This window comes from Horticoccus luteus (assembly GCF_019464535.1).
GTDB classification, from domain to species: Bacteria; Verrucomicrobiota; Verrucomicrobiia; order Opitutales; family Opitutaceae; genus Horticoccus; species Horticoccus luteus.
In genome coordinates, this window is the sequence record NZ_CP080507.1 from 1,370,331 (window position 1) to 1,394,067 (window position 23,737).

The following is a 23,737-nucleotide window of genomic DNA, read 5'->3' on the forward strand; positions in this document are numbered from 1 at the left end:
TCGCCGATCGGACGACGCGGCGGAGAGTGAGCTTGGCGTCGCTTGCACAGCACGGATAGATCTTGGCGGATGAACGGTGACGCCTTCGGCGAACTCCAAGGTCGCGTGGTAAATCTGCTGGCGCGCGCGCGGACAAATCATCCGCTCGGCGTGATCGCTTACACGCCGGCGGCCGAGGGCGAAGCGTACCCCGCGCTCTATCTGCGCGACTTCACTTACATGGCGGAGTCCGCTTCGGAGTTCATGCCGCTCACCGAGGTACGCGCCGTGATTGCGTTGCTCGTTGCGCACCTTTCGCGCGAAGGCCTCTGCCCCGAGCGCATCACCAATCAGGGGGAAGTCGTTTATGTGTGCCACGGCGCCCGCCCGGCGGTCGACTCCCCGCTTTTTCTGGCGAAATTGTGCGCGGCTTATGCGCGACACGGTGGTGAGCGGGTGTTTCTGGCGGCCGTTTTTTCTGACGTCTGTCGCGCCGTGGCTACGACGCCGACCGAAATCGCCACCGGTCTGGTGTGGGTCGATCCGGCGGCGCCGCACACCGCCTACGGGTTTACCGACACGATCGCGATCACCGGTCGCCACCTGTTTTGTTCGCTGTTGCTTTTTGAAGCGTGCGAGATTCTCGCGGCCCTCGCTCACGATTTGGAGCGGCCTGCCGACTCCGTGCGTCTGCGCGAGCAAGCCGCCAAAATTCGCGCCAACCTCGATCTCCTCTGGTCACCGGAGGACAACCTGTTTTTCGCGGGCTCCGAGGATTGCCGGCAGGCCGATGTGTGGGGTTCCGCCTACGCCTGCGTCATCGGCGCGGTGGATGACGCGCGTCGCCACACCATCGCGCGCACGCTGCTGGACCAACGCGAGCGTTTCGTGCTGCGAGGGCAAATCCGCCATCTTCTCCGGCCGGCGTTTTGGCACCGTCTCATCGTCGAGAGCGAGTGGACTTCGGCTGGGTGTTTTCAAAACGGACCCTATTGGGGCACGGCGACCGGTTGGTTGGCGGAGGTTTTTGAAATGGCGGAGCCGGGCTGCGGTTTCGCTCTGTTGCGCGAACTCGTCGCCGACTTTGCTGCGCATGGCGTGTGGGAATGTATCGGGCCGGGAGGCTACGCCCGTGTCGCCAATAATCTTTCGTCCGTGTGTCTGCCGTACGCAGCTTGGAAAAAGCTCCGGGCGTCTGCGGCCTCAGCGCGGTGAGGCAACGCTGACTTTTCGGTTCGCGGTCTCGGTTTGCGCGTCGCAGGCAGCGCCGCTAAATTTTTGGAGGCGGGCGAGAAGACGATCTGCGCGGGGGAGTTCGGACTTCGATGAGTGCGAACGGCGGTCGAGGCGGAGACGAGCGCGCTTACATTGTCGCGCAACTCAACATCCACTCGTTTCCGTAGCGATCAATCACGCTGCCCCAATATCCGCCCCAAGGCATTTCCGTTGGCGCATACTCGACGATGCCTCCTTCCTTCAGCGCGGCGAACAGGCGATCGAGCTCGGCGCGGCTGTCGGGTTCGAGGAGCAGCGTGACGTTGTTGCCTTGAATGCGCTCGCCCATCGACGCCGGGGCGTCGTTGCCCATGATCACGTGGCCGCCCAGGATGGGCAGGGAGATGTTCATGACCATTTGGGTTTGCTCCGGTGGGCAAGGCGGCTGGCCCGGTTGGCACGGCAGATCGCCGAAGCGTTTAATCGGGCCGAGGAATTCCGTTTGGAAAACGGATTTATAGAAGTTGAAAGCTTCCTCGGCATTGCCGGCGAAGTGAAAGTAAGTGGAGACGCGAGCCATGATGGGAGAGAAGGTATCGTTGGGTGAGAGAAAGGGCCTGGACTTCATTCGACGAACGAAACTGCGAAAATCGGACACGAGCGCCGAATATTTTTCGATCGCGGTGAAAGGGCGACGGACGAGTTAGGACGGACGCCAGCGCGAAAGGGCGCGGGGAGACAGAGGGTCGGCATCAGGCAAATGGAATGGGCTGGTGGAGATCACCGGCGACCGCGTGATGAAGATTGTCAGCCGCGTTGCCTTTGCCGATTACCTGTCATCCTCGTCATTTCTCTTCATGAGCACCTCATCCCGGCGGCCCAAGCTTCGCGTCAACTGTTTCAGCGTCTCCCTTGACGGCTACGGCGCCGGGCCGCGGCAGGATCTCTCGAATCCGCTCGGGGTGGGCGGCATGGCGTTGCCGGAATGGTTTTTCCCGACGCGCACGTTTCAGACGACGGTCCTGGGCGCTGCGGACGGGGCGAGGGGCATTGATGATGATTTTGCCGTGCGCGGCATGGCTGGACTCGGCGCGTGGATTCTCGGCCGCAACATGTTTGGCCCCATCCGTGGCGAGTGGCCCGACGACCAATGGAAAGGGTGGTGGGGCGAAACGCCTCCCTACCATGTGCCCGTGTTTGTGCTCACGCATCATCCGCGCGCTCCGCTCGTGATGGCGGGCGGCACTACGTTTCACTTTGTGACTGGGGGGATCCACGAGGCGTTGCTGCGCGCGCGCGAAGCAGCACAGGACAAGGATGTTCGCGTCGGTGGCGGCGTCGCGACCGTGCGACAATATCTGCAAGCCGGATTGGTCGACGAACTACATCTGGCGATCTCGCCGGTCCTTCTCGGCGAAGGTGAGAATCTGTTTGCGGGTCTCGATCTGCCCAAGCTCGGCTACGAACGCACCGAGCACGTGCCTTCGGCCAGCGCGACACACGTAGTCTTCACGAAACGCGCAACGTAGTTCACGTGTGAGCTCTTGGTTTTTGCGAACACACGTCAGGTCGCGTGCCTTCAGTCGAGTGAGGGCGGCCGCAGTGGGAGGTCGATGAACGCGACTCCGATGTCGCGGCCCATGTGACTGAAGTCACGGTGATCGTTGCCGTCGTAGAACACCGCAAGCCGTGAACCCACCGGAACGACGGTCGGCATCCCGATCGCGGATTTCGCCCACGTGCTCCGCGTCGCATCGAGGACGATGGCTTTGTGCGCGGGATTCCACTGCGTCGGATCCGCCGACCAATAGACCCACACGGCGTCGGTGAATTCGCCATGGATCGCGTCGATTCCGATATGGTTGGTGAAAAGAAACCAGAGTCCATTTGCCGGCTCATAGTAGAGGCTCGAGTTCTCGATTTGCTCCGTGGGAGGCAGCAGCGGTTGCGCGGAGATCGTCCAAGGTCCGTTGAGATTGTTCGTGCGGGCCAACCCGAGCGTGCGCAAGAACGCAGATCCGGCCTGGGCTGCGCCGCTGAAGAATTGTAGATATTCGCCTCCCTGAAAGATGATGTGTCCCGGCGAGGCTGTCGCGGCGTAGTAGGTGCCAGGGACGAGGTCCCACGGGACGACCGCCGGCTGCTTGGTCCAAGGCCCGAGGGCGGAAGGCGCCGTCGCCGTGCGCGTCAAGTAAGGCGAGGAAGGAACCAGCGCAGGCGGGGCCGTGCTGGTTGGGGTGGCGAGATAGAACATGTGCCACGCGTCGGCCGCCTGAATTATCCAAGGCGAGCAGGCGCCTCCCGCATCGATCGCGCCTGCATTGCCGAGCTGCAGGATCGGGCCGTTTTTATGCCAGTGAATCAAATCGCTGCTCAGCGCCTGACAAGCCCGCCAGCCGATCGCGCCGCACCCATCGTAGTGCATCAAATATTGACCGCCGCCGAGGTCGGTGACGATCGCCTCCCGCGCCCCGTTCACGTCGCTCGCAGCGGGTCCGTCGCCATGGCGCAACACTACTCCAGCGTCCTCGACGTCGACCGCCCAACTCGCGGCCGGGCGACCATCGGTGAACGCCTCGGGAAAAATTCGAAAAAAGCCGGAGGACGTTGCCGGTGGGCCGGCGAGAGTGGGAGCCTTGCTCCAGCGAAACGAGCCGTGGGTCTGTCCGGACACGACGCCGATGCGATCGTTCGCGGTATCGTCACTGCCCCATTGATACGTGAACGTGCCTCCGCCGAGATCGGTGAACGTGAGCGTGGCCACTTCGCGGATCACTGTGGCGGCTGCGCCGATCGTGGTGAGGGATGCAACCTTGGCGGAATTGGCCGCCGTCTTGGTGTAACGCGGAGCGATTAACCAGCCGCGCGAATCAACGACGCCGGCGCGTCCGCGCTGGATGTCCGGCGTGCCGGTGCTGACCCAAGTTAGCTCGAGAGTCGCAGCCGTGAGACTGGCAGGCGTCGCACCAGAAGGCAGATTCCACTGGAACGGCGTGTCGAAGCTCAGTTGGAGTGTGCGTCCGCTGGATTCATCGACCGCCGCGATCGGCGCGAAGCCCTCGCGCGTCGGCGTGTATCCGGTTTCCGGCGCCTGACGGACACGCCATGACGGCGGGATCGGATCGATGTTTGCGTTCACCAGATAGACTTCCACCAGCCCGACGCCGGGCGTGTCGTCGTCCGGCGCGAGTTGGACGGTGTAGTTGCCAGGTGCGAGCTCGACGTAGAGGGCCGCATCGTCGTCCGAGGAGAGGGGGAACGCGCCGATCTGGGCCATGACGGTGGTCACGACATTCGATGGTCCGCCGCTGGCGGTGTAGTTCTGGGCGCCGGTGGCATCGCTCCACGCGGGAATGGCAGTGCGCCAGCTCGTATTGACCGCGAGCGGGACACCCGCGCTGTCGAACAACGATAGGCGGGCGCGCGCGAGGGGACTGCGGACGCCCAAGCTGCCAAGTGACGGCCCGATGCCCCGCAGGAGGACATTGGAGCGGTGTTCGACGACCAAGCCGTTAATCAAAATGTTTTCACCACGGTCCACGCGACCGCGTGCGGAGAGATTGAGAAACGCGTTGGGTTCGGCGGCGATCCCGGCGGAGACGAGTCCCAGCGCCAGCGCGCAGCGGATCGTAGCACCGAGGCGACGAGACCAGGCAGCGAGTTTCACTGCCCGCGCTCTTTTTCCCCGGCCGTCATACGAGGTGCCTGTTTTCATGCGTGAATTGCGTGGGAATGGAACCGAAGGCCGGACTGTTTTGAGGACATTGGCTTTCGTCAGCCCGGATTTATTATCCGTTAAATTCAGGCTAACCGCGCCAATGCCAAATCGGAAATATCGTCAACGGATGAACGGGTTCGATGGCTCGTTGAGCGACGCTTGGCTGGTGTTGCCTCGCCTGCGTTTCGGTCGGTCCGGTTGTTAAGACTGCGCGGCGAACGTTCCGCGGGGCAGGTTTATGGGGTGGCGGCCCTGCGCGGCGGCAAAACGTCCGCCGACTGCCTTGGATGACGCGTTGATTTCCGCGCCGGAAACACTTTCGCTCTGTTTAATGTCGCGGCGAAATTCGGTGGGAATAACCGGGATGATAGTATTCGCAATCGCGATGCTCGGCGCGACTGCGTGGTCGCAGTCGCAGGCGGAGCGCGAAGGGATGCGGCTGGTGCAGGAGGCGCAAAGCACGGGCGACACGACGCAGGCTTTGCGGCTTCTCGACGCGATGGTTCAGGACTCTCCAGCACTGGCGTCAGCCTACAGCCAGCGAGCCCGCGCGCGCTGGGCTGCCGGCGACAAACCCGGTGCGATTGAGGATCTCGGCCGAGTCATTCAGCTGAATCCCGAGTTGAAAAGCACCTATGCGCTCCGCGCGCGCTGGCGCAGGGACAACGGGGATTACGTCGGGGCGATCGAAGATGCAGGCAAGGCTGGCGAGTTTCCCGAGAACGTGGAGACGCGCGGTGAGGCGCGGCTGGCCCTCGGGCGTTATCAGGAGGCCTTGGAAGATTTTAAATATCTTCGCAGCGGCCGTTTTGGCCCTTACACGCGAGCCCGTTATCCGCAGGCGGTCTGCTTGATGGCGCTGGGCGAGACCGCGGAAGCGGTGCAATGGTTCAAGGCCGACTACGACGACGGCGGCCGCATCGACGCGCGTGCCTGCATGAACCTCGGTTATTGCCTGCTCGGGCAATATGCGGACGCCGAAAAGGATCTCTCGGCCTGGGTCGCGGCGGGTGCGGCGAAGACGGTGGACGAGTCGGACTACGACCGGGCCGTGCGGGAAAGTCTGCGCGAGAGCGTCGACAATGCCCAATACCTCTTGGGCGTGGTGCGTTTCGCGCAGGAAGATTTCGACGGGGCTGCGGCGGCCATGGCGAAAGTTCCGGCGACGAGTTCGTTCCACGACTACGCTCAACTATGGCGTTATCTCGCGAAGTTGCGCGGCAAACGCGCGGAAGAACTCGCCAAGGCGTGGGCGGATTTTCGCGATCCATGGGCCGCGCAGCTCGGTGCCTTTCTGCGTGCTGAGATCGATGAGAAAAAACTCTTTGCGGCCGCGGCCGAGTCTGAGGATGCCGCGGAGCGGCGCGCGCGAGAAGGTGAAGCGGCCTTTTATGCAGCGCAGAAGCGAATCATCGCGGGCGACGCCATGGCAGCGACGTGGCTTTTCGAAAAAGCGGTGGCGACGGGATCTGTGGAGTCGGTTGAATACACGCTGGCAAAGATCGCGCTGAGACCGAAGCGGACGGTCTCGGTCAATGGTTCACTGTAGCCCTCTTCGATCCGGTGTCATCGCCGGCTGGGCACAGCGTTATCGAAGCAGCGAGATTGAATCGTTAATACCCGGCGCCCTTTCGCCAGCGGCGGAGAGTGCCGTGGAGGGAGCGAGCCGCGAACGGCGCCTGCGCGGCTAACGCGCCACGCCGTCGCGGCGGAATAGCGCAAACCGTTCCAACCGTTCCGCGTCGGCGCGGGCGAGCAACCGGGCCGTGTCAGGAGCCTGGGCCGCGTCCAAGACGCAGGTTGTCTCCATTATTTCTCGTCGCATGGCAGTTCGGAAAAAAACGTGCAACAGAGCTCCGACTTCCGGCCCATGAGCGGCGCCACCGGGCGCACGCGCGAGCACTTCAAGATACGCAAGCGAACCGTTGGACCGCACCAGCACGATCGCGGTTGGCGCGCTCAGGGGACCGGCGACGAACGAGAGCTCGGGATCGAAGCCATCTTGGTCGCCACGGGCCAGGACGACGCGATCGGGCGTCAATAACCCGTGTGCGGCGCAGATGGCACGCACGGCGGGCAGCGCCGTTTCGTCGAGCGGGCGGACATCGATTGGGCGGCGTATCAGCGCGCGCTCAATCGCAGCGTGGCGACGTTCGAAATTGGAGGAAAACGGGACGCGCCAGACCTCGTGGGTTTTGCACTGAACAAAGCCCTGCGCGGCGAGCCACCGCGCGGCGGGCGTGTCGAGTGTCGTCTGCATCTCGATCGCTTCAATGCCCAGCGTAGCGGCGTGAGCGACCGCGGCGCCGAGGAGCGCCTCTGCCGGAGGGGCCGACTGGCACCACGCGGTCAGCAAGGCCAGATCGAGGCGACCGTCGGGGCGGGACGCCGTTCCTGCCGGATCGCGCTCGGCTAGCGTGATGGCGCCTACGATGCGTTCGAATTCGCCGGCCACGAGTATCCACATCCAGTGCCGGCGGGCGCCGGGTCGGTTCATCGGCTCGCGCAGAGCGGCAGGTAAGCGGCCGATCTCGTCGGGCCACGGCAGGCGCACTTGCCAAGGTTGATCAGGAAGCGAGGGGGTCATGCGCGACGGTGGCGTGGGAGGTCCGGATGGATCGCGCCAGCCATGGCCTCGGGGCGGCGCAGGCGCTCGGGCCCGAGGAAGGCCGTGAGCCGCGCAGCCCATTCGGCGGGATGGCGGCGCAGTTCGTTGAACGGGACTTCCAGCACGTCGAAGGCGGAGTCGGCACGCGCAGCGGCGAGGCGTTCGGAGGCGCGACGCGCGAGTTGTTCCGCTGCCTCCGCGGGAAGTTCCTTGCCCAGCACCGTCGCTTGCGAGCGGGCTATTTCTTCCGGATCCCGCGTGACAAAGAGGACGCGATAACGGCGATCGCGCGGCAGATGAGAAAGGGCGTCGGCAGGAAGTTTGAGCGCGTGGTTGGCGGCTTCATCGATGAGCCGGGGCGCGACGTGCAGGCGAGCCGCGGGAGCCCATTCGAAATATCCGAGCGGATTGTGGACATCGGGCGGGCGACGACCGTCGGTGAGCACCGGATACCCGCCAAAGGCCAGCATGCGTAAGAGCAGGGAAAGCCCGGCGCGGGGCAGGCCGGTGACAATCGTCCACACCGCGTTGGCCGGTATCGCCGGCGATCCGTCCTTGAACGGGACCGGGGCCTGCCCGGCGCGTCGCGCCGTCCGACTGGAAAGGAAGTTTGCGCGGAGGGCGGCGTAAGTGCGACGGTGGGTCTCGCGCAGTTCGGCCTGTTCCAATAGCATATCCCAGTCGGGCAGTTCGGAAGCTGCGGACCGGCGTCCACGACGCGCGGCGATGAGTTCAAGAATGATTCGCGGATGAGGGCGCAAGTCGCCGAGTTGGATCGCGGTGCGCGCCGTTTCCGCGATTGGCAGAGGCGAGGAGAGCGCAGACGCGCTGACCGGGAGGCACGTGCACTCCGCGAATCTCTCTCTCGGCCGTGGCCACGCGTAACGTCGCCTGCACCGGGCTGGTGTAACGCAGCAGCTCCTCCACCGCGGTCTCCGCCCCGACGTCACCCTGCCGCCAGCGCGCGGTCTCCTCCGGGTTTTCCAGTAGCGCGAGCAAAGAGCTGCCAAGAAACGTCACCGTGGTCTCCACGCCGACCATGAAGATGAAATAAACTCGTGCGGCGAGGTGCCGATCGGAAACCGTCGCCTCGCCGTCTTCCTGGCGAAGCATGCGGGTGAGTCCGTCTTCGCGTGGCCGCGTCCGGCGCTCGCGAAAGAGCGACTCAAGATGGTCGAGGGCCAAGGCGATCTGCGAGTTGAGCTGGACGTATTCGGTGCGCGAACAATGGCGACGGAACAGGGCGACCACCACGCGCTCGCAGCAGTCCATCAGAAACGGCACGTCCGTTCGCGGGACCCCGAGGAATTCGGCCATGAAGTGGAAGGGAAGCAGATCGGCGAAATCCTTTACGAGATCGAAGCCGCCGCGCGCGCGCGCATCGGCGAACAACTCGGTGACCAGGCGCTCGGCGAGTGCGCCGGATTCGCGCATCGTGCGCTGGCCCAGCACCCGCGCAAAATCACGGCGCGCCAATTGATGCCCTTGGCCGCTCTGCAGAAGCACCGTGGCGTCGAGGGCGGATTGGATCGCCGGCAGGTGAGTATTGCCCGGGCCGGCATGGATCGAGACGGACGCGGCCAGGTCGCAAGGGATGAACGCCGGATCGCGCAGGATCGCCTTCACGTCCGCATGGGTGGAACAGACGAGTTCGCCATCGAGGAGCGGTTCGCGGTGCACCGGGGCGTGGGCGCGCAGTGCGGCGTAGACCGAAAAAGGATCGCGATAAAAGCCCCAGGACTGGGGATCGTAGCGCAGCGGAACCGGCGACGAAACGGGCATGCGCGAGAACAATGTTTTCGTTGCAACGAAGGCAAGGGGCGAGTGGCGGCGAAAACGCTATTGGGACGACCACACCGCGCGCACGGGCAGATCTGCAAAAAAGCCGTTCGTTTTTGTCACACGGGTGGCGACTAAATTGTCCAACCCAGCGAATGAACATTGATCTTATCCAATCAACGGCGGCGCGCGTCCTGGCGGGTGCGGCTAGCTTTCCCGAAGTCGTGCACCACCTTCTCGCGGCCGGCGTCGAGACTTACCACGTGGACTACGTGGCGCGGCGAAAAACGTTTTACGCCGGCGGCAGTTCCGAGATCGTGGTGACTCCGATCGATTTCCCGGAACTGCCGGAGATCGCGCCCGACTTCGACAAAAATGCAGTGAAGGCGGCAATTGTTGCCAGCCAGCGCGACGGGCAGTCCTACCACGACTTCACGCGCCGCGTGCTGGTGGCGGGCGTGCAGGGATACTGCGCGTTTTTGCGCGGGAAACGCGTGATCTATTTCGGGCGCCAGGGGGATTTGCACACGGAGTGGTTTCCGGGAGCGCAAGCGGCGTCTCGCCTTTGATTCGATGCGCGGCATGGTTGTTGGAATGCCATCGTCCACGCCGAAGCTGCGTCCGCTTTTGGCGGCCGATCCGCAGGAGGCGGTGTGGGTGGCGGAAGCGAAGGCGGGAAACTTTGAAGCACTGGACCAACTCTTGCGGCACCACCGGCCTTGGGTGTTCAACCTCGCATTGCGGATGGTCTGGCGACGAGACGTGGCGGAAGATGCAACCCAGGAAATTCTGATCAAGGCGGTCACCCATCTCGCCTCGTTCGAGGGCCGCAGCGCCTTTCCCACGTGGCTCTATCGAATCGCGGTCAATCATCTGCTCAACGTGCGGAAATCGGAAATGGAAGAGTCGCGGATGACGTTTACGGACTTGGAGCGCTCGCTCGACGCGTGCGAAGACGCGGATTTGCCCGACGAGTCTTTGCTGCCGATCGGGCACGCGCTGCTCGTGGAGGAGGCGAAGCTCGGGTGCGTGACGGCGATGCTCATGTGTCTCGATCGGCGGCAACGGCTGGCGTTCGTTTTGGGCGAGATCTTTGGCGTCACGAGCGATGAGGGGGCGGCGGTAATGGAGGTGACGGCGGCGAATTTCCGGCAGTTGCTCGCGCGAGCGCGGCAGGACCTGTATCAGTTTATGCAGAACAAATGCGGTCTCGTGAACACGGCGAACCCATGTCGCTGCACGAAGAAAGCAGGCGCGTTCATGCGGAATGGGTGGCTCGATGCGAAGGAGCGTCGGTTCACCGCGCACCGTCTCGCGTCCGTGCGTGACGCGGCGCCGGGACGACTGGAGGAGTTGCAGGAATTACAGCGCGCTCACGCGGAGATCTATCGCGCCGCGCCGTTCACCGATGCACCGGAGCTACTGGAGCGGGTGCGCCGGGTATTGAGCGCTCAGGCGTGAACGTCGAGTGCCGAGGCGAAGGATGCGGAGTCCGAACGGCGGCGCACGCGGAACGCAGGAGGTGGTGACAGGCAACGTGACTCGGCGCGCTGGCGCTCCCAGTCAGATGTTTTCCCAGGCGCGAGTGGCGACGGGGTCGCGGCCTTCGTCGTATTCGATGTGGTCGATGATGGTCTCGATGGGTTTGCCTTCGAGACCGCTGTCGTGGATGCGCTGGGGCAGGACGGCGGTGCGTTCGTCGCGCCAGCCGAGCTTCAAGATGAAGCGATTCCACATGTGGCACTCCTCGTCGGTGCGGAACGTGCCGTGCGCATGAGCCCACGCGAGCAATTCCTCGTCGGTGCCGCCGGTGAGCGTGCGGGCGCGCAGCTCGTCGTAGTTGATGCCGAGGAAACGGCAGCAGCGACCATCGAGCGTGTAGAACTGTGCCGTGCCGAGATTGGCGACGTAGTCGGCGGGGAGCTGGCCAGCGGCATGCAGGCGGATTTTGTCGAGCATGCGGCCGAAATATATCAGGCGGCCGACTTTCGAGTAGACGCTGCGCAAACCAGGAACGTGGGGCATGGGGGAGCGGTGTTGAGGGATGCGAAGCAAACGGAACGGAGACGATTGAACAAGGCCTTCCGGCGTGCGCGACCGGTGCAGCGAAGTTCTCTTTGCAGCACTATAGCCACTCGCCTTCGGCTCCGCGGTGCGGGCGAGACTACGAACCTCGGCCTCGCAGGCATTGAAAACACCGCGTGAATAGAAAAAGCCCTTGCTCGCACACATTGGCGGCATCCAGCATCCAGATAATGATTACTCCCCGCGTCACCCTGCTTCAGTCTGCGAAGGCCTTTATTGCGAAGTCAGCTAAAGTGGCGGCCGTGATCGCCCCGCTCGCGGTCGCAGTCCTGCCGACCGAGGCCGAAGCGCAGGTGACGTTCGGACCGGTGACATCCACGAGCGCTTCGGCTCTCCTCCCATCGGGTGGCGGCGGCGTGACCAACTACACGGCTTCGAGCTGGTTCACCAAATCAGCCTCTCCGGAGACCGGTTTTGCGGGCCAGCAGTTCGGGGCAAACTACATCATCACCGATTTGCCAGAGACTGGTTACGGACTCATGGCGACGATCGGATTCCAAGCCAGCTCCGGCAGCTCCGGGTCACTGGCGACCGATGGCGCGCACGTGCCTTTCGCTTACCAATTCTCCCTTACTTCCAGTCCGGGCATCGCAAACGCGTCCTGGTGGATCGATGTCACACTGCTCGGCGAGGGCGGTTACAATACGACGATCACGGCTGCATCCGGCTTTTTCGACGCGGAGACATTTTCGGGCGTGAGCGACCTCGTCACCACTCCCGAATGGGGCGATGGTCCATCTTCGTTCGCCCTCAGCCCCGCGGGCTATTCCGTGCAGCTCCACCTCCAATTCAGCGCCATCGCGCCAACCGATTCGATTTCCGTGAGCATGGGTAACTCGGAGGGTTTTGCGCTCGGCTCGAGCTCGCTGACCGCCGTGCCGGAACCGTCGACTTACGCCTTGCTGGTCGGCGCGCTCGTCATGGGCTACGCCGCCTATCGCCGTCGCCGGGCTGCCTGATCTCATGCCGCGGCTTTTGCTGCTGCTGCCGCAATTGCCGCACGACCCCGCCAGTGGCGCGGCTCGCTCCCTGCGCACTGCGTGCGAGTTTCTCGCCGATGCCGGCTGGTCCGTCCGCGCGCTCGCGACCACTGCGACGGAGGCCGCCGGCGGCGATGGACGCACACTGCTCGCGCAACAGGGCATCGTGTCGGAAGAACACGCGCCGAATCGCGCGATCTACCGCCATGATCGTCCCGTCCTGACGTTCACCGACCGGCATGGCATTCACACGGCGCTGCTCGATACCGGGCGCCTCGCTGTTTCCGCCTGGCCAGAGCGTCACGGTTCGCAGTTCAACCGACTTTACGCCCGCGAACTTGCGGACTTTCGTCCGGACATCGTCTTCGCCTTCGGGGGACAACCGGGCGACGTCGAACGTTACCGCCGCGCGTCGGCCGCGGGCGTCAAAGTCGTCTTCGGCCTGCGCAACCACGGCTATTACGAGGCGCGCTGGCTCGCCGAATTGGACGCCGTCCTGACGTGCAGCGAGTTTGTCTCCGCGCGCTACCGCGAGCGGCTCGGGCTGGAGAGCGTCGCGCTGCCCCCGCCGCTCGCCGCCCGCGATGTCATCGCAGCGGAGCGCGAACCCATATTCTTCGTGGCCGTGAACCCGTCGGTGGAAAAGGGGGCGTTTTTCCTCGCGCGACTCGCGGAGGAGGTCGCATTGCGCCGCCCCGACTTGCCGATGCTCTTCATCGAATCGCGCGGTTCCGCTGGCGCGCTAGTTCGCGCGGGGTTGGCGGGGGGCTTCGACTTGCGCCGGCACGAGTCGCTGATGTTCACGCCTGCCACGGCGACGCCGGCGGAGATTTTTCGCGGCGCCCGCGTGTTGCTCGCGCCTTCCGTGTGGGAGGAACCGTTCGGCCGCGTCGCCGCCGAAGCGCTTGTCAATAGCGTGCCGCCGATCGTGAGCGATCGAGGCGGCCTGCCCGAAGCGGCCAACGGCGGCGGTTTCGTGGTGCCACTTCCGGCTGATTTGACGCTGGAAACGCGCACGCCGGTCGGCCCGGCCGCCGTCGCCCCCTGGGTGGAATTCATCGAAAAGCTGGCCGACGACGACGCCTTCTACGCCGCGGCCAGCAGCCGGGCGCGAGCCGCCGGAGAAAGTTACCGCCCGCAGAACCTCGCGCCGCGGTATGTAGAATTTTTCGAGCGGGTGTTAGCTTCGCCCGCATGAGCCCGCAGCGTAAGCGAAGTGTCACGAGTCGAGACATGTCCGATTCAGCTGAGCACGCCCGTGATGCTAAAGCAAAGATACGTGTGCCTGGCGATCGTTGAAGAACGTCACGCACGACCCGGATAACAGTGGCGATACGAACGTCTCGCCTCGAACTCGGAAATTTGGCGTGTGCCGCGTAATCAGGGGAGGCGCCTGCAATTCGTTTCGTTGGTCAATAGTCGAGACGTGTGGTTTAGGTATTTTCCCTTGACTGGCAGGGCCATTACGCGGCGTGGCCGAGGCTTTGGGCAGGGCGGATTTTAGCGGTGAGCTTTTTCTGCTTTTTGCCCAAGGCGCGAAAATCACACTCGACTTGTAGTCCGTGCCAGAACTCGGGTGTCTGGCCGAAGAAAGCGCCGAAGCGGATGGACATGACGGGAGTGATTGAGCGGTGGCCAAGCACGATTTCGTTGATCGCGCGCGGTGACACCCCGATGGCACGGGCCATGGCGTTTTGAGAGATTCCCATCGGAGTGAGGTATTCCTCCAGCAGGATTTCACCGGGTGTGATGGGCGGGTTCATGGCTATAACGTGGAGCGTTATGGCAGGCGCTTCAATGGTAATCTACGATAGCCACCTCGGCCGGGCCATTCTCCGTCCAACGGAAAACCAGGCGCCACTGGTCGTTGATCCGGATGGCGTGTAATCCGGCCCGATCACCTTTGAGGGCTTCGAGCCGGTTGCGGGGCGGCACGGCGAGGTCTTGGAGCACTCCGGCCCGGTTCATCTGAAAAAGTTTCCGCAGGGCAACCCGGGCAATCGCCGAGAAACGCCGGTTCTTTTCCTCGCGGAAAAGCTGTTCGGTGTCGTGGTCGGCGAAGGACTGAATCATAAGCGGGGCGGCCCGCCGAAGAGGTCGAAGGGCGCGGACAAGCCGCGCCCCTACAAAATCAGACGGTCGCGAGGATGTCGTTCAGGGTCTTGCTGGGGCGCAGGGCGGCGGAGGCTTTTTCGTCGTCGGGTTGATAATAGCCGCCGATGTCGGTGGGCTGGCCTTGGACGGCGATCATTTCGGCGACGATTTGCTTTTCGGCAGCAGTGAGTTTCTCGGCGATCGGCGCGAAGCGGGCTTTGAGATCGGCGTCGGTGTTTTGCGCGGCGAGGGCGTGCGCCCAGTAGAGCGCGAGGTAGAAATGGCTGCCGCGGTTGTCGATGCCGGCGCCGACTTTGCGGGCGGGGCTTTTGTCGTTCTCCAGGAACTTGCCGTTGGCTTCATCGAGCGTCTCGGCGAGGACTTTCGCTTTCGCGTGGTTTTGCGTGATGCCGAGGTGTTCGAAGCTCGCGGCGAGGGCGAAGAATTCGCCGAGGCTGTCCCAGCGGAGGAAGTTTTCTTCGGTGAATTGCTGCACGTGTTTCGGCGCGGAGCCGCCGGCGCCGGTTTCGAAGAGGCCGCCACCGTTCATCAACGGGACGATCGAGAGCATCTTCGCGCTGGTGCCGACTTCGAGGATCGGGAAGAGGTCGGTGAGGTAGTCGCGGAGGACGTTGCCGGTGACGCTGATGGTGTCCTGGCCGGCTTTGAGACGTTCGAGTGTGGCGAGACACGCGGCGGCGGGCGCGAGGATTTTAAGATCGAGGCCGGCGGTGTCGTGTTGGGCGAGATACGTTTTCACCTTCGCGATGATCTGGGCGTCGTGCGGGCGTTTCTCGTCGAGCCAGAAAATGGCGGGCATCCCGGAGAGGCGGGCGCGGTTGACGGCGAGTTTCACCCAGTCTTGCACGGGTGCGTCCTTCGTCTGGCAGGCGCGCCAGATGTCGCCGGTCTCGACGGCGTGCTCGGTGAGCACTTTCCCGGTGGCATCGACGACTTGGATGGTGCCGTTGGCGGGCGCTTGGAAGGTTTTGTTGTGCGAGCCGTATTCCTCGGCGGCCTGCGCCATGAGGCCGACGTTGGGGACGGTGCCCATGGTCTTCGGATCGAAGGCGCCGTGCTTTTTGCAGAAGTCGATGACGGTCGCGTAGACGCCGGCGTAGCTGCTGTCGGGGATGACGCAGAGGGTGTCCTGGCCTTTGCCGGCGGCGTTCCACATCTGGCCGGAGGTGCGGATCATCGCGGGCATGGAGGCATCGACGATGACGTCGCTGGGGATGTGGAGGTTGGTGATGCCTTTGTCGGAATTGACCATCGCGACGGCGGGGCGCGCGGCGAAGACGGCTTTGATGTCGGCTTCGATGGCGGACTTCTGGTCGGAGGGAAGTTTTTCGATTTTGCCGAGGAGGTCGCCGAAACCGTTGTTCAGATCGACGCCGAGGGAGGCGAGGACGGCGGTGTGTTTGGTGAAAAGGTCTTTGAAGAAGACGCGGACGCAGAGGCCGAACATGATCGGGTCGGAGACCTTCATCATGGTGGCTTTGAGATGGAGGGAAAAGAGAACGTCGTCCTTCTTGGCCTTCATGATTTGCTGCGCGAAGAAGGCGCCGAGGGCCTTCCGGTTCATGAACGTGGCGTCGAAAATTTCGCCGGCCTGGAGAGCGATTTTGTCTTTGAGGACGACGGTGGCTTCCTGCTGGCCGTCGGGGCCGGGCTGCGGAACGAATTCGATGCGGGCAGTCGTCGCGGCGGGGACGGTGACGGACTTTTCGTTGGAGTAGAAATCGTCGTGGCCCATCGTGGCGACGGACGTCTTCGAGGTCGGCGACCACGCGCCCATGGAGTGCGGATGAGCGCGGGCGTAAGCCTTGACGGCCTTCGGTGCACGGCGGTCGGAGTTGCCTTCGCGGAGGACGGGATTCACGGCGGAGCCGAGGACTTTCGCGTAGCGGGCCTTGGCGTCCTTCTCAGCGGCGGTCGTGGGCGTTTCGGGGAAATCGGGGAGCGCGTAACCCTTGGCCTGGAGCTCGGCGATGGCGGCCTTCAACTGCGGGATGGAGGCGGAGATGTTGGGGAGCTTGATGATGTTGGCCTCGGGCTTCTGCGTGAGGGCGCCGAGTTCGGCGAGAGCGTCAGCGGTTTTCTGGTTCGCCGGAAGGAGGTCGGAGAAAGCGGCGAGGATGCGGCCCGCGAGGGAGATGTCGCGCGTTTCGACGGCGAGGCCAGCGTGCTTGGTAAACGCCTGCACGATCGGGAGGAGCGAGTAGGTGGCGAGCGCGGGCGCTTCGTCGGTCTTGGTGTAGATGATGGTCGGGTTCGCGGACATGTTTGGTAAAGGGAAAGGGACACCTAAGGCGCGGTCGCTGAGACGGTCAAAAGTAAATCCGCAGCGGACGCAGGCAGTGGCGCGCGTAATGAATTCGGCGCGTCAGGCTTAAAGGGAGGTAATGGGCGGAAGCAGTGGTCGCAGTGATCGCGAAGCGCCCACTGAGCCCGCGGAGCAAAGGCAATCCCGACGGGAAGAAATAAGACCATGCGAGCGCCGCAGGCGAGGTGGGCAAGGCACGAGCCCGAACGCGGGGGCGCGGGGGAGGAGCGTGGGATTCGGCTGGCACAGGGAAGCGTGGGACGATGGAATCGCGGCGCTATTTTATGAGTCTCTTCATCGGCATTGATTCCGGCACGCAGAGCACGAAGGCGGTGGTGCTTGATTTGGAAAAGGGCGCGGTGATCGCGGAGGCGCGCGCGCCGCACCGGTTGATCGCGGGGCTGCCGGCGGGGCACATGGAACAGCATCCGCAGGAATGGGCGGCGGCGCTCGACGCGGTGGTGGCGGAGGTGGCGGGAAAGATCGATCGCGCGCGGGTGCGCGGCATCGGCGTGTCGGGGCAGCAGCATGGGTTCGTGCCGCTGGACGAAAACGGCGCGGTGATCCGGCCGGCGAAGTTGTGGTGCGATACGAGCACGAGGGCGGAGTGCGCGTTGATCACGAAAAAACTGGGCGGTCCGCGCGGGGCGATCCGGGCGACGGGGAATCTGATTCTGCCGGGGTTTACGGCGCCGAAGATATTGTGGCTGAAGCGGCACGAGCCGGCGAATTACCGGCGGTTGCGGCACGTGTTGTTGCCGCACGATTTTCTGAATTTCCACCTGACGGGAAATTTTTTCATGGAGCACGGCGATGCGTCCGGCACGGCGTTGATGGACGTGCGGCGGCGCGCGTGGTCGGCGGCGGCGGTGCGGGCGATCGATCCGCAGCTTGCGGAATGGTTGCCGGCCTTAAGTGAATCGAGCGTGGCGGCAGGGCCGCTGCGGCCGGAGCTGGCGAAGACGTTTGGGTTGCCCGCTGGCGTGGTGGTGAGTGCGGGCGGCGGCGACAACATGATGGGCGCGATCGGCACGGGCAACGTGAAGCCGGGCGTGGTGACGGCGAGCTTCGGCACGAGTGGGACGATTTACGCTTTTGCGGATGCGCCGGTGGTGGATCCACGCGGGGAGATTGCGGCATTTTGTTCGTCGACGGGCGGGTGGCTACCGCTGTTGTGCACGATGAACGTCACGACCGTGACGGAGCACGTGCGGTCGCTTTTCGGATACGACCATGCGGCGCTCAACGCGGCCGTGCAGGGCGCGGCGGCGGGGGCGGGCGGTCTCGTGTTGCTGCCGTATCTGGCGGGCGAGCGGACGCCGAATGTGCCGCTCGGCTCGGGCGTGCTGCTGGGATTAAACGGGCGGAATTTCACCGCCGGAAATCTGGCGCGCGCCGCGATGGAGGGCGTGACGCTGGGGATGAATTACGGCCTGCGGCGTCTCGGCGAACTTGGCGTTAAGGCGAAGGAGATTCGCGTGACAGGGGGCGGCGCGAAGTCTGCGGTGTGGCGGCAGGTGATGGCGGATATTTTTGGCGTGCCGGTGGTCGCGATGGCCGAGGATGAAGGCGCGGCGCTTGGAGGCGCGTTGCAGGCAGCGTGGTGTGTGGCGTTGCGCGAGGGGCGGAAGACGAAACTCGCGACGTTGACGGGCGCGGTGGTGCGAGTGAACGAAGCGACGCGCGTCGCGCCGGACCGGAAGCGTCACGCGCACTATCGCGCGTTGCAGGCGTTGCAGGATGAATTGAGCGGCGCGGTGCGCGAGGTTTTCGCGCGACACCGGGCCACGATCGGGGAGGAGTAGTTTTTCTATTTACGAATGCAGACCGCGGCGGGCTTTGCGGCGAAAGGCGGCAGCAGAGGCGGGTGCGCGCCAGATATCTTCCCGGGCGGGCGGTCCGGCTGGCGGGCGGTCCGGCGGAGTGAACGCGCGCTCCGCGGGCGCTGCGGTCAGCGGCGTTCGTATTTCCAATTGCGCGCCTTGCCGGCGGCGAGCCACTCGAGAGTGGTGGCGAGGCGTTGCTCGCGGGTCGCGGGGCGTTTCGCTTCGGTGAGCCACTCGATGTAGTCTTTGCGTTTGGAGTAGCTGAAGGCCTTGAAGGTGGCGGCGGCGGCGGCATGGGTGCGCAACGCGGTGGCGAGATCGGCAGGCACGCGGAGCGCGATGCGCGGCGACGGCGCGGGCCGGGGGCGCGCGGGCGCGGAGTCCATGAGTTTCGCGGCGGCTTTGATGAAGCGGCGCAAGGTGGCATCGGACGGGAGATCGCCCGGGCCGGTGATGCGTCCGAGGTGCCCCATCGCCTCCTCGGTGGCGAAGCCTTCCTTGACGAGCAGTTCGGTCATGCCGCGGTGCCAGAAACCGAAAGAGCAGTGCGCTTTGAAGGCCGCCATGCCGCAGAGGATTTTTCCGCCGCGCACGAAGTTGGGCATGTTCCACTTGATGGTTTCTTCCACCTCCGGAGCCGCGGCGTGCACGAGGGCGCGAAGATGGCGAAGGATGGGCTGGGCAAACGGGGCGGACTTGGCGATGTAGGCGTCGATACGGGGATCGGTGCGAGGCATGGCGGGAATGGGTGAGAGGCGAAGGCGGGGGTGGGGGAGGCGGAGCAAAGCCAAGCATCAGATGAAACCCAAAGACCAATCCGAAATTGGGGTGGTGGAGAGGTGCGGTAAGCGGAGGCGGAGATAGCAAGGCGCACTTTGCGAAACGAAGGCGGTCTGCGGGAGCGATGAAGGACTGCGATGTGATCGTCATTGGGGCTGGCGTGGCGGGACTGGCGGCGGCGGGCGGCATCGCTCGAGACGGCTGGCACGTGCGCGTGATCGAGGCGCGCGATCGGGTGGGCGGACGGGTGTGGACGATCCGGCCGCGGGGTTGGTGCGAGCCCGTGGAGCTGGGCGCGGCGTTTGTGCATGGCGGCAACGCGGCGTTGTGGGCGGCGATGCGACGGGCGAAGATGGCGACGCGGCGCACGCCAGGAAAACATTGGCTGGGAAACGTGGACGGGATCGAGGCGACCAACGATTTATCGCGGCGCATCGTGGGCGTGACCCAGCGCATCGATGCACAGCGGATGCGCGGCTGGTCGTTTGCGAGATTTTTGAAGACGGTGGCCGGCGATGTGTCGGCAGACGATCGGATGCTCACGGAGAGTTTTGTCGAAGGGTTCGAAGCGGCCTCGTTGGACGAAATGAGCGCGGCGTCACTCGCGGGGGAATCGCCGGATGACGCGGAGCAGTTTATTGTGCCGGGCGGTTACGATGGGTTGGTGCAGCAACTGGCGGAGGAAGCGGTGGGGGCGGGCGCGGAGTTTGAGTTGAAGGAGGAAGTGACCGACGTGCGCTGGCGGAAGGGCGACGTGGCGGTGCGGTTGCGCGGGGGCGACATGCGGCGGGCGCGCGCGGTGGTGGTGACGCTGCCCATCGGCGTGTGGCACCAAGGCAGCGTGACCTTCGCGCCGCGATTGCGGGCGAAGGAGCGGGCGGCCGCGCGGATCGGGAACGGGCAGGTGGTGAGACTGACGTTGCGATTGGACGTGGGGCGCTGGCGGGCGTTGCGCGCGCGGGGCCGGGCACCGGCGGGGCGGTTGGGATTTGGGTTCATCCATTCGCGCATCGCCGGCGTGCCAGTGTGGTGGTCAATGACGAAAACGCCGGTGCTCACGGGCTGGGCGGGCGGACCGGCGGCGAGCGTTTTGCGAGGGGCGACGGACGGGGAGGTGCGACAGCGGGCGGAGCAATCGCTCGCGACGCTGCTGGGCGTGCCGGTCACGGCGTTGCGCGGGGCGGTGCGCGGAATCAAACTGCACCGATGGGATCGAGATCCGTGGAGCGGCGGGGCGTATAGTTTCGTGCGCGCGGGCGGGGAAGGAGCGGCGCGGGCGTTGCGCGCGGTGGTGCAGGAGACGATGTTCTTTGCGGGCGAGGCGACGGCGGAAGGCGAGGAAGTGGGCACGGTGCACGGCGCGTTGGGCAGCGGCGTGCGGGCGGCCGAGGAGGTTCGGAACGTTTTTATGGTGAACGCGCGGGGACGGCGCGGGCGTTAACTCCGGCGCGGCGCGGCGTGGTTCCTGCCGGGGAATTTTCGGCTGATCCACGGGAAACGTGTGAGGGCGGGATCAGGGTTGCGCCGACTGGTTGACTGGGCGGCGGAAGGCTATTGTGACGACATGGGCTATAGCATTCTCATCGTGCTCGCAGTCGTCCTACTGCCGTTGCTCATCGTCTTTTTGACGCGCGGGCGGAAGCCGTCGGGCGGGCGGGGGATTCCGCACGGCGTCATCCGAGAGAAGCCATCGGCGGACGCGCCGAGTGCGGGCGGTGGCACGGTGAACCGCAGCACGGAAAAGGTGCGGCGGAAAACGCCGCCGGCTTGACGAGTGGCGACCGCGGCCGGCGAGGGGCGGCGGAGGGAGTCAACGCTCCGCCGCGGGCGGGCGGGAGAAATGGCGGCGATACGCGCGACAGAAGGTGTTGCTGCTCGTGAAGCCGCTGGCGCGGGCGACATCCTGAATATCGAACGCGGTGGCGGCGAGCATCGTGCGCGCGTGCTCGAGACGCAGGCGGCGGAGGAGCGCGCCGGGCGCTTCGCGGTAACGCGCGCGAAAGGCGCGGATGAAGTGTTCGCGGCTGACGCCGCAGTGGGCGGCGACGCTTTTCAAATTGATGGGGGCGCGGAAGTGGTCGCGCAGATAGTGGTAGCCAAACTCGATCGGATCGCTGGTGCGGGTGCCGAGGACTTGCTCGCGATAGAGCGCGATGAGGAGGCGATGCAAGAGGTCGGTTTCATGGAAACGGTCGTGAAACGAGCGATGTTCGAAACGGTGCAACAGCTCGTCGAAGAGCGCGGTGGCCTCGCTGTCGTCGGGCATCGCGACGACGGAGCCGAAGTCGTGCCGCAGACGATTGAAGAGCGGGCGCACGCCGGCCGGGGAAAACGTGACGAAACGCAGGCGGTAAGGCGCGGTGGCTTCGGGCGGGAAGCCATAGCGCGAAGGTTCGCGGTGCGTGAACAGCATGGCTTGACCGACGCCCACGAGTTGGCGGCGACCGGAGCGTTCGAAAAAGCCGGCGCCGGCGAGGGTGCGCTGCACGACGAGCGCGGCGGCATCTTCGCGGCGGGCGTTTTCGAGCAGGTAGTCGGGGCCGGTGCGCACCTCCTCGCCTGCACCGTGAACGGAGGAAAATGGGTCGGCGGCGGACATGGCGCGAACATCACATTTTGCACATCGCGCATCAATCTTTTGCGCTTGGGGCCGCGGACGAGGGAGGCGAAAGTGGCGGGGAAATGTCCGCTCTTTACTGAGGTCAGCGGGGTGAGGGCACCCCGCCTGCAAATCGGAAGGCCGGGCGCGAACACTGAAGCCAAAAATCACTTTCTTCCCAAAACATGAGCACTACTTCCGCCAATAAAAAGGGTCACACCGCCCACACGCAAGATGCCGCGACCCGCGGCCTGCCCGGCACGATCGAGCGGCCGATCAAGATAACGATGCTCGGGGCCGGTTCGGCGTTCACGCCGCGCCTCATGAACGACATTTTGCGCATCCCGGGCGAACAGGGAGGCACGATCGCACTCGTCGATATCGATCGCGACCGGTTGAAGACGATGCATCGCCTCATCCAGAAGCTTTGCGCGCAGCTCGGGAAAACCAACTGGACCGTGGTCGCGTCGGCGAAGCGCCGGGACGTGATGGCGGATTCGGATTATATTGTGAATTGCATCGAAGTGAGCGGCACGGCGTGCGTGCGGTTCGACAACGACATCCCGGCGAAATACGGGATCGACCAGTGCATCGGCGACACGATCGGACCGGGCGGTTTGTTCAAGTCGCTGCGCACGATTCCGGTGTTCCTGCAGGTGTTGAAGGATGCTGAGGAGCTGTGTCCGCAGGCGATCGTGCTCAACTACACGAATCCGATGGCGATGATGTGTCTGGCGGCGGGGCGCACGTCGTCGATGGAGCTCGTGGGATTGTGTCACTCGGTGCAGGGCACGAGCCATTTGCTTGCGGAGCGCGCGGGCGTGCCGGTGGCGGAGATGGATTGGGAGTGCGCGGGCATCAATCACCTCGCGTGGTTCACCAAGCTCGAGCACCGCGGCCGCGATCTCTACCCGTTGTTGAAGCGCAAGGCGGCGGCGGACCTAGAGAAGGCGTTCAAGGAAGGTCGGCCGAAGAATCCGAAGCGGAAAAATCATCACGAGTGGGAGGCGCCGGAGTGGCACCGCGACATCGTGCGCAAGGACATGATGCTGCACTTTGGGGCGTTCATTACGGAGTCGAGCGGCCACTTGTCGGAATATCTCCCGTATTATCGGAAGCGGAAGGACCTCGTGGAGCGCTACAGCCGCGAAGGATATGACGGCGGCACGAGTTTTTACGCGGACAACTGGCCGACGTGGCGGAAGAACGCGGATCAAGAGCGCGCGGACATGGTGGCGGGCAAAACGCCGACCGAGTGGGAGCGCAGTTGGGAGTATGCGAGCTGGATCATCGAAGCGCGGGAGAAGGATACGCCGTTCCGGATTCACGGCAACGTGATGAACAACCACAAAGGCGCGGGGCAGCTCATTACGAATCTGCCCGCGGACGGCTGCGTGGAAGTGGCGTGCATGATCGACCAGAACGGCATCAATCCCACTCGTTACGGTTCACTGCCGGCGCAGATGGCGGGGTTGTGCGCTTCGAACATGCGGATGTTTGACCTCGGCGCGCAGGCGGCGATCGAGCGCAGCAAGGAGCTGGCGATTTATGCGCTGATGCTCGATCCGTTAACGGCGGCGGTGTGCAGCACGGCCGAGATCAAGGCGATGACGCTGGAAATGTTTGCGGCCGAGAAGGCGTTTTTGCCCGGTTATAAGTGAACCGGCACGCGCGCGCCCGCGAGCGGTGAGAACGCGGGCGCCGTTAACGTCATCCCTTCTGCGACGGCGACGGCAGGGAAGGGCGAG

General features: G+C 64.5%; 22 protein-coding genes. 11 read left to right on the top strand and 11 right to left on the bottom strand.

All coding sequences use genetic code 11. The features are described from left to right. Positions 1-69 precede the first annotated feature (69 nt). Entirely contained in the window at positions 70-1,194 is a 1,125-nt protein-coding gene (locus K0B96_RS05590) for a glucosidase family protein (protein WP_220164768.1), read from the top strand. Positions 1,195-1,342: 148 nt separating this feature from the next. Here K0B96_RS05590 and K0B96_RS05595 read toward each other — a convergent pair whose 3' ends face one another. After that, positions 1,343-1,774 (bottom strand): VOC family protein, encoded by a 432-nt coding sequence (locus K0B96_RS05595; protein ID WP_220164770.1) that lies wholly within the window; start codon positions 1,772-1,774, stop codon positions 1,343-1,345. 277 nt (positions 1,775-2,051) lie between these two features. Between K0B96_RS05595 and K0B96_RS05600 the strand changes: the two genes are divergently transcribed. Continuing rightward, a complete protein-coding gene (locus tag K0B96_RS05600) occupies positions 2,052-2,723 on the top strand; it encodes a dihydrofolate reductase family protein (protein ID WP_220164772.1) in 672 nt (223 codons plus the stop codon). Positions 2,724-2,773: 50 nt separating this feature from the next. Here the strand turns inward: K0B96_RS05600 and K0B96_RS05605 are convergent, their stop codons facing one another. Next, on the bottom strand, positions 2,774-4,909 hold the full coding sequence (locus tag K0B96_RS05605) for a glycoside hydrolase family protein (protein WP_220164774.1): 2,136 nt from the start codon (positions 4,907-4,909) through the stop codon (positions 2,774-2,776). 388 nt (positions 4,910-5,297) lie between these two features. On the opposite strand from K0B96_RS05605, the gene K0B96_RS05610 reads away from it, so the two are divergent. Beyond that, on the top strand, positions 5,298-6,461 hold the full coding sequence (locus K0B96_RS05610) for a tetratricopeptide repeat protein (RefSeq protein ID WP_220164776.1): 1,164 nt from the start codon (positions 5,298-5,300) through the stop codon (positions 6,459-6,461). A gap of 138 nt (positions 6,462-6,599) precedes the next feature. Here the strand turns inward: K0B96_RS05610 and K0B96_RS05615 are convergent, their stop codons facing one another. Genes K0B96_RS05615 through K0B96_RS05625 form a run of 3 tightly spaced genes read right to left on the bottom strand, consistent with a single transcriptional unit; the run spans position 6,600 to position 9,302 of the window. Next, the gene (locus K0B96_RS05615; RefSeq protein WP_220164778.1) at positions 6,600-7,466 is read right to left on the bottom strand and encodes a hypothetical protein; all 867 of its coding nucleotides are present in this window, start codon (positions 7,464-7,466) and stop codon (positions 6,600-6,602) included. A 29-nt stretch (positions 7,467-7,495) separates the two neighbouring features. Next, a complete protein-coding gene (locus tag K0B96_RS05620) occupies positions 7,496-8,194 on the bottom strand; it encodes a sulfotransferase family protein (RefSeq protein WP_220164780.1) in 699 nt (232 codons plus the stop codon). A 58-nt stretch (positions 8,195-8,252) separates the two neighbouring features. After that, the gene (locus K0B96_RS05625; protein WP_220164782.1) at positions 8,253-9,302 is read right to left on the bottom strand and encodes a cytochrome P450; all 1,050 of its coding nucleotides are present in this window, start codon (positions 9,300-9,302) and stop codon (positions 8,253-8,255) included. A gap of 152 nt (positions 9,303-9,454) precedes the next feature. Here K0B96_RS05625 and K0B96_RS05630 point away from each other — a divergent pair, with 152 nt between their 5' ends. Beyond that, positions 9,455-9,868: a DUF1398 family protein gene (locus K0B96_RS05630; protein ID WP_220164792.1), complete on the top strand. Its 414-nt coding sequence runs from the start codon at positions 9,455-9,457 to the stop codon at positions 9,866-9,868. 25 nt (positions 9,869-9,893) lie between these two features. Continuing rightward, positions 9,894-10,760 (top strand): RNA polymerase sigma factor, encoded by an 867-nt coding sequence (locus tag K0B96_RS05635; protein ID WP_220164794.1) that lies wholly within the window; start codon positions 9,894-9,896, stop codon positions 10,758-10,760. A gap of 102 nt (positions 10,761-10,862) precedes the next feature. Here K0B96_RS05635 and K0B96_RS05640 read toward each other — a convergent pair whose 3' ends face one another. Beyond that, a complete protein-coding gene (locus K0B96_RS05640; protein ID WP_220164797.1) occupies positions 10,863-11,324 on the bottom strand; it encodes a DUF5069 domain-containing protein in 462 nt (153 codons plus the stop codon). 230 nt (positions 11,325-11,554) lie between these two features. On the opposite strand from K0B96_RS05640, the gene K0B96_RS05645 reads away from it, so the two are divergent. Next, a complete protein-coding gene (locus tag K0B96_RS05645) occupies positions 11,555-12,343 on the top strand; it encodes a PEP-CTERM sorting domain-containing protein (protein ID WP_220164799.1) in 789 nt (262 codons plus the stop codon). A 4-nt stretch (positions 12,344-12,347) separates the two neighbouring features. Next, positions 12,348-13,562 carry a glycosyltransferase gene (locus tag K0B96_RS05650; protein ID WP_220164809.1) on the top strand — a complete coding sequence of 405 codons (1,215 nt, stop codon included), beginning with the start codon at positions 12,348-12,350 and terminating at the stop codon, positions 13,560-13,562. A 265-nt stretch (positions 13,563-13,827) separates the two neighbouring features. On the opposite strand, the gene K0B96_RS05655 is transcribed toward K0B96_RS05650, so the two are convergent. Genes K0B96_RS05655 through K0B96_RS05665 form a run of 3 tightly spaced genes read right to left on the bottom strand, consistent with a single transcriptional unit; the run spans position 13,828 to position 16,742 of the window. Further along, positions 13,828-14,127, bottom strand: coding sequence for a HigA family addiction module antitoxin (locus K0B96_RS05655; protein WP_220164811.1), 300 nt, complete (start codon positions 14,125-14,127; stop codon positions 13,828-13,830). A gap of 31 nt (positions 14,128-14,158) precedes the next feature. Beyond that, a complete protein-coding gene (locus tag K0B96_RS05660; protein WP_220164813.1) occupies positions 14,159-14,437 on the bottom strand; it encodes a type II toxin-antitoxin system RelE/ParE family toxin in 279 nt (92 codons plus the stop codon). A 58-nt stretch (positions 14,438-14,495) separates the two neighbouring features. Then, positions 14,496-16,742, bottom strand: coding sequence for an NADP-dependent isocitrate dehydrogenase (locus K0B96_RS05665; protein ID WP_220164815.1), 2,247 nt, complete (start codon positions 16,740-16,742; stop codon positions 14,496-14,498). Between the two features lie 326 nt (positions 16,743-17,068). On the opposite strand from K0B96_RS05665, the gene xylB reads away from it, so the two are divergent. Beyond that, positions 17,069-18,589, top strand: coding sequence for a xylulokinase (xylB, locus tag K0B96_RS05670; RefSeq protein ID WP_220164817.1), 1,521 nt, complete (start codon positions 17,069-17,071; stop codon positions 18,587-18,589). Positions 18,590-18,735: 146 nt separating this feature from the next. Here the strand turns inward: xylB and K0B96_RS05675 are convergent, their stop codons facing one another. Further along, entirely contained in the window at positions 18,736-19,347 is a 612-nt protein-coding gene (locus K0B96_RS05675; RefSeq protein ID WP_220164820.1) for a YdeI/OmpD-associated family protein, read from the bottom strand. A gap of 167 nt (positions 19,348-19,514) precedes the next feature. Between K0B96_RS05675 and K0B96_RS05680 the strand changes: the two genes are divergently transcribed. Both K0B96_RS05680 and K0B96_RS05685 read left to right on the top strand, forming a co-directional pair. Continuing rightward, positions 19,515-20,831: a flavin monoamine oxidase family protein gene (locus K0B96_RS05680; RefSeq protein ID WP_220164822.1), complete on the top strand. Its 1,317-nt coding sequence runs from the start codon at positions 19,515-19,517 to the stop codon at positions 20,829-20,831. A gap of 123 nt (positions 20,832-20,954) precedes the next feature. Next, entirely contained in the window at positions 20,955-21,161 is a 207-nt protein-coding gene (locus K0B96_RS05685) for a hypothetical protein (RefSeq protein WP_220164824.1), read from the top strand. A 39-nt stretch (positions 21,162-21,200) separates the two neighbouring features. Here K0B96_RS05685 and K0B96_RS05690 read toward each other — a convergent pair whose 3' ends face one another. Further along, positions 21,201-21,989 carry an AraC family transcriptional regulator gene (locus K0B96_RS05690; RefSeq protein WP_220164826.1) on the bottom strand — a complete coding sequence of 263 codons (789 nt, stop codon included), beginning with the start codon at positions 21,987-21,989 and terminating at the stop codon, positions 21,201-21,203. Between the two features lie 185 nt (positions 21,990-22,174). Here K0B96_RS05690 and K0B96_RS05695 point away from each other — a divergent pair, with 185 nt between their 5' ends. Continuing rightward, complete coding sequence (locus tag K0B96_RS05695) at positions 22,175-23,650, top strand: family 4 glycosyl hydrolase (RefSeq protein WP_220164828.1); 1,476 nt, start codon at positions 22,175-22,177, stop codon at positions 23,648-23,650. The last annotated feature ends 87 nt before the right edge of the window (positions 23,651-23,737 follow it).

Bases quoted from the DNA above. Each gene is read 5' to 3' on its own strand.
- K0B96_RS05640 (WP_220164797.1), bottom strand. From the start codon at position 11,324: ATGCCCCACGTTCCTGGTTTGCGCAGCGTCTACTCGAAAGTCGGCCGC.
- K0B96_RS05680 (WP_220164822.1), top strand. From the start codon at position 19,515: ATGAAGGACTGCGATGTGATCGTCATTGGGGCTGGCGTGGCGGGACTG.
- K0B96_RS05620 (WP_220164780.1), bottom strand. From the start codon at position 8,194: ATGCTATTGGAACAGGCCGAACTGCGCGAGACCCACCGTCGCACTTAC.
- K0B96_RS05635 (WP_220164794.1), top strand. From the start codon at position 9,894: ATGCCATCGTCCACGCCGAAGCTGCGTCCGCTTTTGGCGGCCGATCCG.
- K0B96_RS05610 (WP_220164776.1), top strand. From the start codon at position 5,298: ATGCTCGGCGCGACTGCGTGGTCGCAGTCGCAGGCGGAGCGCGAAGGG.
- K0B96_RS05650 (WP_220164809.1), top strand. From the start codon at position 12,348: ATGCCGCGGCTTTTGCTGCTGCTGCCGCAATTGCCGCACGACCCCGCC.
- K0B96_RS05630 (WP_220164792.1), top strand. From the start codon at position 9,455: ATGAACATTGATCTTATCCAATCAACGGCGGCGCGCGTCCTGGCGGGT.
- K0B96_RS05695 (WP_220164828.1), top strand. From the start codon at position 22,175: ATGAGCACTACTTCCGCCAATAAAAAGGGTCACACCGCCCACACGCAA.
- K0B96_RS05660 (WP_220164813.1), bottom strand. From the start codon at position 14,437: ATGATTCAGTCCTTCGCCGACCACGACACCGAACAGCTTTTCCGCGAG.
- K0B96_RS05645 (WP_220164799.1), top strand. From the start codon at position 11,555: ATGATTACTCCCCGCGTCACCCTGCTTCAGTCTGCGAAGGCCTTTATT.
- K0B96_RS05600 (WP_220164772.1), top strand. From the start codon at position 2,052: ATGAGCACCTCATCCCGGCGGCCCAAGCTTCGCGTCAACTGTTTCAGC.
- K0B96_RS05665 (WP_220164815.1), bottom strand. From the start codon at position 16,742: ATGTCCGCGAACCCGACCATCATCTACACCAAGACCGACGAAGCGCCC.
- K0B96_RS05675 (WP_220164820.1), bottom strand. From the start codon at position 19,347: ATGCCTCGCACCGATCCCCGTATCGACGCCTACATCGCCAAGTCCGCC.
- K0B96_RS05590 (WP_220164768.1), top strand. From the start codon at position 70: ATGAACGGTGACGCCTTCGGCGAACTCCAAGGTCGCGTGGTAAATCTG.
- xylB (WP_220164817.1), top strand. From the start codon at position 17,069: ATGAGTCTCTTCATCGGCATTGATTCCGGCACGCAGAGCACGAAGGCG.
- K0B96_RS05690 (WP_220164826.1), bottom strand. From the start codon at position 21,989: ATGTCCGCCGCCGACCCATTTTCCTCCGTTCACGGTGCAGGCGAGGAG.
- K0B96_RS05685 (WP_220164824.1), top strand. From the start codon at position 20,955: ATGGGCTATAGCATTCTCATCGTGCTCGCAGTCGTCCTACTGCCGTTG.
- K0B96_RS05655 (WP_220164811.1), bottom strand. From the start codon at position 14,127: ATGAACCCGCCCATCACACCCGGTGAAATCCTGCTGGAGGAATACCTC.
- K0B96_RS05605 (WP_220164774.1), bottom strand. From the start codon at position 4,909: ATGAAAACAGGCACCTCGTATGACGGCCGGGGAAAAAGAGCGCGGGCA.
- K0B96_RS05625 (WP_220164782.1), bottom strand. From the start codon at position 9,302: ATGCCCGTTTCGTCGCCGGTTCCGCTGCGCTACGATCCCCAGTCCTGG.
- K0B96_RS05595 (WP_220164770.1), bottom strand. From the start codon at position 1,774: ATGGCTCGCGTCTCCACTTACTTTCACTTCGCCGGCAATGCCGAGGAA.